The organism is Giesbergeria anulus, assembly GCF_900111115.1.
Classification (GTDB): domain Bacteria; phylum Pseudomonadota; class Gammaproteobacteria; order Burkholderiales; family Burkholderiaceae_C; genus Simplicispira; species Simplicispira anulus.
Window position 1 is genome coordinate 200,058 of sequence record NZ_FOGD01000002.1, and the last position, 12,724, is coordinate 212,781.

The 12,724-nt window shown below is 60.5% G+C and carries 11 protein-coding genes; 5 read left to right on the forward strand and 6 right to left on the reverse strand.

The annotated features are described in order from the left end of the window. Positions 1-46: 46 nt before the first annotated feature. From radC to BMX55_RS04840, 4 genes are all read left to right on the forward strand, one after another. Positions 47-760 carry a RadC family protein gene (gene radC, locus BMX55_RS04825; RefSeq protein ID WP_091453711.1) on the forward strand — a complete coding sequence of 238 codons (714 nt, stop codon included), beginning with the start codon at positions 47-49 and terminating at the stop codon, positions 758-760. 11 nt (positions 761-771) lie between these two features. Then, complete coding sequence (locus tag BMX55_RS04830) at positions 772-2,688, forward strand: adenylate/guanylate cyclase domain-containing protein (protein ID WP_091453714.1); 1,917 nt, start codon at positions 772-774, stop codon at positions 2,686-2,688. Then, entirely contained in the window at positions 2,685-3,377 is a 693-nt protein-coding gene (locus BMX55_RS04835; RefSeq protein WP_091453717.1) for a hypothetical protein, read from the forward strand. The genes BMX55_RS04830 and BMX55_RS04835 overlap by 4 nt, the downstream gene beginning before the upstream one ends. Positions 3,378-3,697: 320 nt before the next feature. Beyond that, the gene (locus tag BMX55_RS04840; RefSeq protein ID WP_425432051.1) at positions 3,698-4,330 is read left to right on the forward strand and encodes a Smr/MutS family protein; all 633 of its coding nucleotides are present in this window, start codon (positions 3,698-3,700) and stop codon (positions 4,328-4,330) included. A 15-nt stretch (positions 4,331-4,345) separates the two neighbouring features. On the opposite strand, the gene BMX55_RS04845 is transcribed toward BMX55_RS04840, so the two are convergent. Continuing rightward, entirely contained in the window at positions 4,346-5,428 is a 1,083-nt protein-coding gene (locus BMX55_RS04845) for a M48 family metalloprotease (protein WP_091453721.1), read from the reverse strand. Next, positions 5,425-7,014, reverse strand: coding sequence for a nitric oxide reductase transcriptional regulator NorR (norR, locus tag BMX55_RS04850; protein ID WP_091453724.1), 1,590 nt, complete (start codon positions 7,012-7,014; stop codon positions 5,425-5,427). The genes BMX55_RS04845 and norR overlap by 4 nt, the downstream gene beginning before the upstream one ends. Before the next feature lie 163 nt (positions 7,015-7,177). On the opposite strand from norR, the gene hmpA reads away from it, so the two are divergent. Continuing rightward, positions 7,178-8,359 (forward strand): NO-inducible flavohemoprotein, encoded by a 1,182-nt coding sequence (gene hmpA, locus BMX55_RS04855; RefSeq protein WP_091453727.1) that lies wholly within the window; start codon positions 7,178-7,180, stop codon positions 8,357-8,359. Positions 8,360-8,378: 19 nt separating this feature from the next. On the opposite strand, the gene BMX55_RS04860 is transcribed toward hmpA, so the two are convergent. The 4 genes from BMX55_RS04860 to BMX55_RS04875 all read right to left on the reverse strand — a co-directional run bounded on the left by BMX55_RS04860 (position 8,379) and on the right by BMX55_RS04875 (position 12,702). After that, a complete protein-coding gene (locus BMX55_RS04860; RefSeq protein WP_091453730.1) occupies positions 8,379-8,972 on the reverse strand; it encodes a LemA family protein in 594 nt (197 codons plus the stop codon). 22 nt (positions 8,973-8,994) lie between these two features. Beyond that, positions 8,995-10,041: a S49 family peptidase gene (locus BMX55_RS04865; protein ID WP_091453733.1), complete on the reverse strand. Its 1,047-nt coding sequence runs from the start codon at positions 10,039-10,041 to the stop codon at positions 8,995-8,997. A gap of 74 nt (positions 10,042-10,115) precedes the next feature. Continuing rightward, complete coding sequence (locus tag BMX55_RS04870) at positions 10,116-10,784, reverse strand: HAD-IA family hydrolase (RefSeq protein ID WP_091453736.1); 669 nt, start codon at positions 10,782-10,784, stop codon at positions 10,116-10,118. Positions 10,785-11,148: 364 nt separating this feature from the next. After that, complete coding sequence (locus BMX55_RS04875) at positions 11,149-12,702, reverse strand: methyl-accepting chemotaxis protein (protein ID WP_245751288.1); 1,554 nt, start codon at positions 12,700-12,702, stop codon at positions 11,149-11,151. Positions 12,703-12,724 lie beyond the last annotated feature (22 nt).

A 12,724-nucleotide genomic window follows, 5' to 3' on the forward strand; every position in this document is an offset into this window, starting at 1 on the left:
CTCTATAAACTGGCTGCATTTTACGTTTGCCCTAGGCTCTTGCACCATGTCCTTCAAAGACCTTCCTGCCGACACCCTGCCGCGTGAAAAACTGCTGGCCCGTGGCCCGGCGGCACTGGCTGATGCGGAGTTGCTGGCAATTTTGCTGCGCACCGGCATTGCGGGCAAAAACGTGTTGCAAATGGCACAAGAGCTGCTCGACCCGCCCAGCACGGATGCCACCACCGGCCAACTGCGTGGCGGTTTTGGTGGTATTGGTGGCCTGCTGCACACCAGCGCGGCTGATTTAGCCCGCATCAAGGGCTTGGGGCCAGCCAAACGGGCCGAACTGGTGGCAGTGTTGGAGTTGGCCCGGCGCGCACTGGCGCAGCAATTGCAACAGGGCGAGGTGTTTGACTCGCCCGATGCCGTCAAGCATTACCTGCAATTGCACTTGGCCTACAAGGGCCACGAGGTGTTTGCCGTACTGTTTTTAGATGCCCAACACCGGCTGCTGGCGCTCGAAGAAATGTTCCGGGGTACCCTGACGCAAACCAGCGTTTACCCACGTGAAGTGCTGCTGCGGGCCTTGCATCACCAAGCCGCTGCCGTGGTGTTGGCACACAACCACCCCAGCGGCAGTGTGCAGCCCAGCCCCGCCGATAACGCCCTGACGCAAACTCTCAAAACGGCATTAGGCATGGTGGATGTGCGCGTGCTTGACCATGTGATCGTGGCACCGGGGGCTGCGTTGTCGATGGCAGAAAAGGGCTTGCTCTAAAGGAGAGTGTGATGGCATTTTTGAGCACCACCTCCCCACGTTGGCAGCAGCTACTCAGCCTGCGCCGTTGGGGCACAGCCGCGTTGATTGCTCTGTGCTCGCTAGCCCTGACCGAAACCCTCTGGCGGCAAGGTGCCCTCGAAAGCGTAGACCAGTGGTACAGCGATGCTTGGTTCAGGGTAGCTGGGCAGCGCCATGCGGTAGAGCGGGTGGTGCTGGTGAAACTCGACGAGGCTACCCTCAGTCAGTTTCCAGATGAACCATTGGTGTTTTGGGGGCCACATTACGCCAAGGCCATCCAAACCCTGCACGCCGCTGGTGCCACGGTCGTGGGCATGGACTTTTTGCTCAGTAGCAGCCCTGAGCAATGGTTGGCCAAACTAGGGGCCATGCCTACCTTGGCGGCACGCCAGTTTGACCAGCCACTGCGCCAAGCCTTGGCCACCGGCCAAGTGGTGGTGGCCGGAATGCAGGCCCCCGACGAGCTGTTGCTGCCCACCCCCGACTACCTTGCCGCCCTGCCTGACTGGGACGTGGCCCGCTTTGTGGGTGCTGCCAACCTGCAAGCCGATGCTGATGGTGTGCTGCGCGCTTACTCTCCTGCCGTGGCATACACCGATGCCGCTTCAGGGCTGCGCTTGCGCTCTTTGCCGTTTTTGCTGGCGCTGCACGCCAGCGGCCAGTCTGCGGCAGACAATAGTTGGCAGTTTGCTGGGCGCAAGGTGGCGGTGGATGATCGCCTGCGCTTGGCCTACGCTGGGCCGCCCGGCACGGTGCCCGCTGTGTCGATGCACGAATTGCTGCGCCCCGATGCCCTGAGTCTGCCGCAAGTGCAAGCCCTGCGCGGTAAGGTAGCGCTGATTGGGGCCAGCTATGGCGGCATGAACGATGTCCATATCACCCCCTATGGCCGTGGTTGGGGCCAAGCACCGCTGATGCTGGGCATGGAAATCCAAGCGCAAACCATCGAGGCGCTGTTGCAAGGGCATTGGCTCGATGCCACCCCGGCCAGCACGCGCATCGGCTTGGCACTGCTGCTTACCTTACCAGCCAGCCTGTTCTGGTGGCAGCAGCGGCTTTGGCGTGGTTTGCTGCTGTGTGCGCTGCTGTGGCTGCTGGCCGCTGGCCTGAGTTATGCCGCTTTGGGGCGCAATAGTTTGCTGTCTACCGGGCATTTGCAACTCACGGCGCTGTGCGGTTTTATGGGTATTTACGCTTGGCGCTTTACCCACGGTGAGCGCGAGCGCCAGCGCATCCGGTTGATGTTTTCGCGCTATCTGGAGCCGGGGGTGGTAGAGGCACTAATCCATTCCGACCAGATGCCACAGTTGGGCGGCGAGCGCTGCGAAATGACGGTGCTGTTTACCGACATCCGCAACTTCACCACCATCAGCGAGCAATTGACCCCGGAAGAAGTGGTGGAGATGCTCAACCACTATTTTTCTGCGGCCTGCGCGGTGCTGACCGAACAGGGCGGCTGTATCGACAAATTTATTGGCGATGCCATCATGGCCGAGTTTGGTGCCCCGCTCAAAAATGCCGACCACGCCCACCGTGCCCTGACCGCCGCCCTGCATTTGCGCACCGTGGCTGAGGAGTTTGACCAGTGGATGCTCCAGCGCTTTGCCGGGCGCAACCTGCCACCGTTTCGCATTGGTATTGGTATTCACACCGGGATGGCGATTTCAGGCAATATCGGCACTGCACAGCGCATGGAATACACCGCCATTGGCGATACCGTCAACCTTGCATCGCGGCTCGAGGGCATGACCAAAACCTTGGGCTGCGTGATTTTGGCCAGCCAAGACACCCTGCACGCGGCAGGCCCCGGCTTTGTGCGGGGCCGCAGCGACACCATCACGGTGCGCGGGCGCACCCGCCCCACCGAGGTGTTTGAAGTCATCGGATTGGAGGAAAAAGCATCATGAAAAAATGGCATTTGTGGGCTGTTCTGGGCAGCAGCATGGTTGTCTGTGGCATGGCGTGGGGGCAAGCCTCTTCGGCGATGGTGCTGAGTGTGCAAGGCGAGGTGCTGCTAGAGCTAGCCAACAAGACCCAGCCGGTAGAGCCTCTGATCCGCCTGCTTGAGGGCGACCGCCTACGGCTGGCACCGGGGGCGCAGGTGCGCCTGCTGTATGCCCGCAGTGGCTTGCAGGAAGACTGGCAAGAGGCCGGCGTGCTGCGCATTGAGGAGAGCGAAAGCAGCATTGTGCGTGGCAAGCCACAACGGCAAACCCGCCAGCTACCGCTGCTGATTACCCAGCAAATGGCGCGCACCCCCCGCACGGACAGCACCGCACGCATCGGGGGGGTGCGGCTGCGCAACCTCCCGGAGCTAACGGCTACAACCCCCAAGCCACCCGCCCCTGAAAAAATGGCCGAGCTGGAAGGAAACTACCAGTCCTTGCGCCACAGCAGCCCCCCTGATGACCGCAGCCCGGAGGTGTATTGGTTGGCTGGCCTGTGGGACTTAAAAGCCCATGAACGCCTGCGCAGCGAGTTAGAGCGCCTCAAAGGACTGCACCCCCAAGACCCGGTCATAGTGCGGTTGCAAACACTGTATGCAGGGGTACTGCCCGCCACGGGCACACCAGCGCCGGGGGATGCAGCAAAATAGCCTGCATGAGCCACAATGATTCGGGTGCCCTGCGTTCCGCACTGGCCCATGCCCTAGAGGCAGCGTGCCATCCCCCGGCAGGGGCCAGCACTGCTGTCACCCCACCCGCCTCTGTGCGTCCGGCGCGGGCAGCTCGCCGCGCCTTGGCTAATGCTAGTGCGTTATTAACGCGCTCTGTGCGCGCTAGCCGCGCCTTGGCAGGCAGCACGGGCACCGGGGGATCACCAGCCCAGCCAGCAGCCCGCCCACGGCGCACCAAGCAGCCACCAGCCCCCCGCCCGGCCAGTGTGCGCCTAGAGGGCCTGCACGACTTGGGCGTGGTGGCACAGCAATGGCGTGAGGCACAAGCCAAAGCCCAAGCCGAAGAACAAAAGCGCCGCGAGGCCGCCGCTCGCCAAGAGGCCGAGCGCCAGTGGTTCAGTCGGGCCGTAGGGCCGGTCAAGCCGCTGCACCAGCGCAACCACATCCACCTCAAGCACCCGCAACCCGAACCCCTGCCGCTGCAACTGTGGCTAGACGAAGAGCGCGTGCTGCAAGAATCCATCAGCGATGATTTTGATGTCAGTACCCTGCTCGATACCGATGACCAACTGAGTTTCCGCCGTCCCGGCATTGGTATCGAAATCACACGCCGCCTGCGCGCTGGGCATTGGAGCATCCAGCGCCAGCTCGATCTGCACGGCCTGCGCACCGACGAGGCCCGCGAAGCCTTGGGCGCTTTTATTCGCCAAGCACACCGCAGTGGCTTGCGCTGTCTGCGCATCATCCACGGCAAGGGATTAGGCTCACCGGGTAAAAGCCCGGTGCTCAAAGGCCGGGTGCAAGGCTGGCTGGTGCAAAAGAAAGAAGTGCTGGCCTTTGTCCAAGCGCGCCCAGTGCAAGGTGGGGCCGGGGCTTTGCTGGTGCTGCTGGTGCCAGCAGGGCACGCGCAAGCTGCTTCTGATCCAAGTTAAGGCCGATGCGCGCACCTACAAGTAGCGCGCAAACGGATCGACCTGTGCCGCCAACGAGTCTGGGCCGGGTTGCAACACCGGCTTGGGCGGTTGGGGGTCGGGGGGCATTTCGATACGTACCAGCGGCAGCGGTGGCATGGGGCGGCCATAAATGCGCCGCACCCGATCCAGCAACGGCGGATGGCTATCGAGCCACCGTGCCCAACGCCCACCACCAGCCAGATCGACCAGCAGCATATGCTGCAAGCTGGGATGCTCCAGACCGGTTTGGCTGTGCCTGTCTGCATCCGCTGCCTGCTGCTGGGCCAGCACCTTGCGCAGCACGCCGCCCAAGCCCTGCTGGTTGCGCGTCCATTGCACAGCACGGGCATCGGCCAAATATTCACGCTGGCGCGACACGGCAGCTTTGAGCACCTGCCCCACCAGCCAGCCCAACCAACCCACCGCCATGATAGCGCTGCCAAACAGCGTAGCCAGCCCGCCGCGCTCTCGCAGGGTATCGCCAAAATGGTGGACTAACTCTAGCCCAAATACCATGCCCGCCAAGCGCATTTTGAGGCGGGTATCGCCCTCGTGTAGGTGCGATAGTTCATGGGCCACCATACCTTGCAGTTCTTCGCGGTTCAGGTAGTCCAGCGCGCCTTGGGTAACGGCTACCACCGCATCCGACTGATCCCAACCCGCCGCAAAGGCATTGATGGCCGGGGTGCGCGCCAACACCATGACTTGGGGCACCGGCATATGGGCGGCAATGCACAGCTCTTGCACGATATTGCACAGGCGCTGCTCGGCATGCGAGCTACCGGGCCGTGCCTCGCGTGCCCCGACACGCACTGCCAACTTGACGCCGCCAGCACGCAAATTGGCCGTTTCTAGCCACCAGCCGCCCAAAATAAAAAACAGCGTCATGCCGATATTGACGGCCATAAAGCCTGCCGGGTAGGACAAATGTACCGACAGCAGGGCATTGAGCAACCACCAAGCCAGCACCAACGCACTATGCACCCCCGCCACCACCAGCAGCACGGCCATGCTAAAGGCCAGCAGCAGGCGACGGGTTTCGATGCGGGCGTTTTCTTGGTGATCCCAAAATTTCATGCGTTGGCGCTCCCGTCTTGTTTTAAGCCCAGCCGTTTAGCCAGCCTAGCCAAATTGGCCCGGTCGATACGCAACTCGCGCGCGGCTGCCGCCCAATGGTAATCATGCCGTTGCAAACAATCTTGCACTAGCTGGCGCTCAAAAGCATCTACCGCTGCACGCAGGCCCTGCCCCTGCGGCACAGCACTGGCAAGCGGCACTGGAGCCGCAGCCACCACTGGCCCCACAAACGGCACGAACTCCCGCAGCCCTAGATCGGCGGCGGTCAGCGTCAAAATCCGTGGGCGGGGCCGATGGCGGCCCAACGCCTTGAGCACACTGCGGCCAATCAGGTGCTCTAGCTCGCGCACATTGCCCGGCCAATCGTAGGCCAACAGCGCGGCTTGGGCCTCGCGGTCTAGCCGCAAGCTGCCCAGCCCCAAGCGGGTGCGGTTTTCTTCCAAAAAGAAGCCACTGAGCATCAGCACATCGCGCCCACGCTCGCGCAGTGCGGGCACCGGCAGCGGATACACACTGAGGCGGTGGTAAATGTCGGCGCGCATCCGCCCAGCGCGTACCTCGGCCACCAAATCGCGGTTGGTGGCTACGATCAGGCGTACATCGACATGGTGCTCCCGATCCGAACCTAGGCGCTGCAACTGTCCGCTTTGCAGCACACGCAATAGCTTGGCTTGCACCGGCAAGGGCAACTCCCCGACCTCATCCAGAAACAGCGTACCGCCATCGGCCAACTCAAACTTGCCTTGGCGCTCTTGCACCGCCCCGGTAAAAGCGCCACGCACATGGCCGAACAGTTCGCTCTCCACCAGTGTATCGGGCAGGGCGGCGCAATTGAGGCTGATCAAAGGCCGATTGGCGCGGCGTGAGCGCGCATGGAGCGCCCGCGCCACCAACTCTTTGCCCACGCCGGTCTCACCGCTGATGAGCACGGTCAAATCGCTGGGGCCGACCACCTCAATCTCGTGCAACAACTGCTGCAAGGCTAGGCTGTGCCCCATCAATTGGTGCGCAGAACCACCACCGCTGGCAGCCAACCGGTAAGACTCGGCACGCAGGTGCTCGTTGTCGGCCCGTGCTGCCAGACGGTTGATACGCATGGCTGCTGCCACCGTGGCCGCCGCCAAATCGCTAAAGGCTCGCAAGGCCGCCAAATGGGCCGGCGTAAACTGGCCCGGCACCAAGGCATCCAAGGTCAACAGCCCCCAAGGCTGGCCCTCTACCGCCAGCGCACAACCCATGCAATCGTGGACTTCCAAGTGCCCGCTCACCCCCTCAATCAGGCCATCGTAGGGGTCGGGCAAATCGCTGCCCAAAGGGAAATGCGTCGGCTGGCCCGCCTGCAACAGCGCTTGCAAACGCGGGTGGGCGCTGACGCGAAAGCGCCGCCCCAGCGCATCGCTGCTCAGGCCATCCATGGCTAACGGTACCAGCCATTCGCCCTCCAGCCGCAACAAGGCTACGGCATCGCAAGGAAACAGCGCCCGCACCGCTTGCAATAAACGACGATAGCGCTCGCGCTCAGGCAGTTCTTGGGACAAATCAGCCACCAAGGGAACCAAGGCAGCCAGCAGGGTCGATGTAGTCATATTGACTATTGTGCAGTCTTTATGACACTTATTTTGCTGTAGTCATTAAGACCACTATCGGTATAAGTCTTTGTTTTTCAAATGGCTAAATATTGGCACAGATGCTGCGTAGGCACAACAGGCTCACTTTGCCTTGCTGATTATTTTTTCTCTTGGAGACTCTATGCTCACCGAAGCCCAACGCGCCATTGTCAAAGCCACCGTCCCGCTGCTCGAAACCGGCGGCGAAGCCCTGACCAAACACTTCTACGGCATCATGCTCAAGGAGTACCCCGAAGTGCGCCCGCTGTTCAACCAAGCGCACCAAGCCAGTGGCGACCAGCCCCGCGCCTTGGCCAACAGCGTGCTGATGTACGCCCGCCACATTGACCACTTAGAGAAGCTGGGCAACCTGCCCGCGCAAATCGTTCACAAACACGTCGCCCTGCAAGTGCTGCCGGAGCAATACCCGATTGTGGGTACCTGCCTGCTGCGGGCCATCCGCGAAGTGCTGGGCGCTGACATTGCCACCGACGAGGTGCTGGCCGCTTGGGGCGCTGCCTACCAACAGTTGGCCGATATGTTGATCGGTGCCGAAGAGCAAGTCTATGCCGCCAACGCCGCCAGTGAAGGCGGCTGGCGCGGTGTGCGCCTGTTCCGTGTGGCGCGCAAAGTGGCCGAGAGTACCGAGATCACCTCGTTGTACCTAGAGCCCCAAGACGGCGGCCCCGTGCTGCGTTACCTGCCCGGCCAATATATTGGCCTGCGCTTGGCGCTAGAGGGTAAAGAAGAACAGCGGCGCAATTATTCGCTGTCGGCAGCCGCCGATGGCCGCAGCCTGCGCATCAGCGTCAAGCGCGAAGCGGGGGGCGTGGTCTCTAACTACCTGCACGACCAAGTGCAAGAAGGCAGCACGTTGGAGGTCTTCCCGCCCGCTGGCCCGTTCACACTGCAAACCAGCGACAAGCCCTTGGTGCTGATCAGTGGTGGCGTGGGCATCACCCCCACCTTAGCCATGTTGCCTGCCGCATTGGCCAGCGGGCGGCCCGTGCATTTCATCCACTGCGCTCGCAACCGCGCCGTCCACGCCTTCCGCGACACCGTGGACGCACTGGCCGCCGAGCACCCGCAATTGCAACGCTTTTATAGCTATGACCAAGCCACCGAGGCCGATGGTGCCGATGCCGTGGGCTACCTGACCCAAGAGCAATTGGCGCAATGGCTGCCCGAAAATCGCGATGTGGATGCCTACTTCCTTGGCCCCAAGCCGTTTATGGCACTGGTGAAACGCAACCTGCACGCACTGGGGGTGCCAGAAAGCCAAACCCACTACGAGTTTTTTGGCCCCGCTGCCGCGCTGGCCTAACCGAACGGGCGAACCCGGCTCAGAACTGCACGCGGGGCGCTTGGCGCTCGGCCTCAGACTGGGTCGATTCGAGCATCGCTGCTGGGGGCAAACCCGTCAGCCGTGCCACCAACACCGCAGGAAACTGCGTGGCGAGGTTATTAAAGTCCAGCACCTGATCGTTGTAGGCTTGGCGGGCAAAGCCAATGCGGTTTTCGGTGCTGGTCAGTTCTTCGCTCAAAGCGGCCATCGTGGCATCGGCTTTGAGGTCTGGGTAGTTTTCGGCTACCACCATCAGGTGGCCTAGGCTAGAGCCTAAAGCCCCTTCGGCCACCGCCAGTGCGCCCATGGTGGCGGCATTGGTGGGCTGGTTGCGTGCGGCTTGGGCTGCGCCTTGGGCTTGGCCCCGCGCTTGAATCACCGCTTCTAGCGTAGCGGCCTCGTGCTTGAGATAGCCCCGTGCCACCTCGACCAAATTGGGCACCAGATCGTGCCGCCGCTTGAGTTGCACATCAATCTGGCCGAAGGCATTGGCAATGCGGTTGTGCAGCTTAACCAGCCGGTTATATACCCCGATCGCCCACCACGCCACCGCCGCCAACACCACCAGTTGCGCCCAAGTTGTCAGGTTCATCACGCCTCCTATCGGTGCAGCTTTAACGCAACTGCGGCACGGCGCTTTGCGTTTGCAGCGCCTGTGCCATACCCAAGCCCGCTGCTACGCCAAAGCGCTTAGCCAAGCGCTCGGCCACGTTTTCGTGGCGGGTGTAGTCAATCAACTCTTCGGCCTTGACCACCTCGCGGGCGACATAATCGACGTTGCCCAAGCGGTCGGCCAGCCCCATGTCAATGGCTTGCGTACCCGTCCAGAACAGGCCGCTAAAGGTTTGCTCGGTAGGCTTGAGCCGGTTGCCGCGTCCGGCGCGCACCACGGCAATAAACTGCTGGTGGATTTGATCGAGCATGGTTTGGGCATAAACGCGCTGCTGCTCGGTTTGCGGGCTAAACGGGTCTAAAAACCCCTTATTTTGGCCCGCAGTGAGCAAGCGGCGCTCTACCCCCAATTTATCCATCGTGCCGGTAAAACCAAAGCCATCCATCAGCACACCAATGCTGCCCACAATGCTGGCCTTATCGACATAAATTTCATCCGCCGCCGCCGCAATGTAATAAGCGGCTGAGGCGCAGGTTTCTTCTACCACCGCATAAATGGGTTTGTGGTGTTTAGCCTTCAGGCGCACGATCTCATCGTTGATGATGCCTGCCTGCACCGGGCTGCCACCGGGCGAGTTAATCAGCAAGACCAGCGCCTTAGAGCCTTGGTCTTCCAACGCACTGCGCATAGCGGCGATGATGTTTTCGGCGCTGGCATCGGCACCAGAGGCGATCTCCCCTTTGATGGCTACCACGGCAGTGTGTGGTTTGCTCTTTTGCGTTGAGGCGGTCATCTCTTGTGATAGTGCCATCCACAACAAAAAGGCAAAAAAAGCCAGCCAGCCCAAGCGAGTAAAAATGCGCCAGCGCCGAGCAGCGCGCTGCTCGGCCAAGGTGCCCAGCAGCAGTTTTTCGAGCACCTCACGCTCCCAGCCTAGCATATTGGTATGGGGGGCCTGTGCTGCCGCAGTAGCGCTGGCTTGCGGCCCCCAGAGGTCTGAGGCAGGGGGAAGAGGGGATGCGGAGGACGGTGGGTGCGGTTCAGACATGGCTAGATCAAGGGGCTATCGGCAGGGGCGGGGCGTGAGAGTGCAGTATGCCAGCGGCACAAGGCGCTGCGCGTTCAACCATGAACACGCAGCCAGTCGTGTAGCTCCTGCACGGTATGCGCTACCCCTAAGGGCCGCAGGGGCGCAAAGGTCTGAGGGTCGTGGGCACCATAGGCCACGCCCACACTGGCACAGCCCGCATTGAGCGCCATTTGCAGATCGTGCGTGGTGTCGCCAATCATCAGTACGCGCTCAGGCGGCACATCAAATTCGGCCATCAGCTCTTGCAACATCAACGGATGGGGCTTGCCCGCCGTTTCATCAGCGGTGCGTGAGCCATCAAACACCCCCCGCAGCGCGGCGCTTTGCAGCGCATCATTCAAGCCCCGGCGGCTCTTGCCCGTCGCCACAGTCAGCAAATGGCCACGGGCGCGCAAATCGTCTAGCAGCGGCAAGATACCCTCAAACAGGCTCAATTCATCTTGCAGGCGCAGATAGTGGTAACGGTAGCGGTTGCTCAACTCCGGGTATTTTTCTGGCGGTACATCAGGCGCAGCATGGGCCAGTGCTGGTATCAAGGCCATGCCAATCACGTAGGCAGCCGCCTCTTGGCTGGGCACCACGCCCCCCACATCCTGCACCGCCTGCTGAATGCAGCGCACGATGATCTGAGTGGAATCAAACAAGGTGCCATCCCAATCAAAGGCGATCAGGTCAAAGCGGCGGGAGCGGGGCAGGGTCATGGCGGGGAGGTCAAAGGTCAAGAATCGGCAAAAAACACAGGCGCAGCGATGGTAAACCAGTCAATCGCTATCGCAGGCCATGCCCGAAACGACCGCAGACAAAGCACGTAGAACTTGCCCTCTCTGTGCAGCACATCAAGGCAAGGGTTTTTGATACACAGTGTTTCAATTTTCTACGGCCAGAGGTTGCTGATTTCTTGCGCAGAAATTAGCGAAGATTGCGGTCAAAAAATCCCCAATCAGCAAGCAGCAAGCAGCAAGCAGCAAGCAGCAAGCAGCAAGCAGTCCTACAATGATCTGGCTATGCCCCTACCAAACGCCATGCGGATAAACCGGGCGAGGCGTTTGTTTAAAAATCAGCAAGTTAGCGGCTACCATCGCCTTTTGTCAACTTGAATGCATGAACCACATGCTCAAGGTGCTCGGCTTGGTCTTGTAGGGATTGCGCCGCTGAGGCTGCTTGCTCCACCAAAGCCGCGTTTTTCTGGGTGACCTGATTCATATGGTCGATGGCATTGCCTACACGCTCTATGCCACTGCTCTGGCTTGCGCTGGCCTCCAAAATTTCAGCCATGATGTTCGTGACGTGGCCAATACTGTCAACGATGTCGTTCATGGTGCTGCCTGCTTGCTGCACCAGACTGCTGCCAGCATCCACTTTACTTACCGACTCATCAATCAGTCCCTTGATCTCCTGTGCCGCATTGGCCGAGCGCTTGGCCAAGTTGCGCACTTCGGCGGCCACCACGGCAAAGCCACGGCCCTGTTCACCGGCACGTGCGGCCTCTACGGCGGCGTTGAGGGCCAGAATATTGGTCTGGAACGTAATCCCATCAATCACTGCAATGATGTCCACAATGCGCTTGCTAGAGGCATTGATCGATGCCATCGTGTCAATCACCCCAGCCACCACGGTACCACCACGCACGGCCACGTCAGAGGCCGACTGTGCAAGCTGATTGGCCCGGCGTGCATGGTCTGCATTCTGGTTGGCTGCGGCAGTGACCTCTGCCATAGAGGCAGCCGTGTTTTCTAGCGTCTTGGCCTGTAGTTCGGTGCGGTTGGACAGGTCAAGATTGCCACTGGCAATGTCACTGGAGGCGCTAAAGATGGTGTCGGTACCAACCCTCACTTGGCGCACCACTTTCTCCAGACTGGTGTTCATCTCCTTGAGCGCTTGTTGCAATTGGCCCATTTCGTTGTGCGAACCCACTTGAACCTGTTGGGTCAGGTCGCCTGAGGCAATGCCTTTGGCCACCATGATGCAATACTCCAATGGCTGCGTCACCACCCGGCGGATGAATGGATAAATCAACATCAGTATCGGAATGCAGGTGATAAGTGCCATCAGTATGGACTTGAGCTGCTGGTCGGCCAAACTGGCATTGACCTTGTCTAAAGATACCTTCATGCTCACCACCCCCAGCACAGAGCCTTCAGGCACTTGGTGGCACATAGTGCAATCTTTGCCCAGATAATTCTTCAATGCCAGCGCGGGCCGCACAGACCGCAGGTGCTCACCACCATTGTCGCTCGATTCAACCAGCCATACTGCTTGGCCAGATTTCAGCACCTGTTGCTCCAGTGCATCAGGTTTGGAGTCATCTTTTTCGGTGCCTACCCCAAAGGCCTTAATAACGGCCTCGCCACGCAAGACGCGCACATCACGAATAGAGTCCAAACTTTTCATCTGATCCAGAAACACATCGCGCTGGGCCACAGTGCCGGTCACCATCATGCCAGTGAGTCCAGCCATAGTGGCATCGTGCATGGTGCTGGAAAAATCAAGCGCCTGATCCAGCGCCGCCTGCCGTGTGACATGGCCTTGCCAGAAGATCACACCAGTCCAAACCACCAGCAGCGCTGCGCCAATAGTGCCCAGGAGTTGAATCCAAATTTTGTATTTAACAGTGTTCACAAATTTTCCTGAGCAATATTTT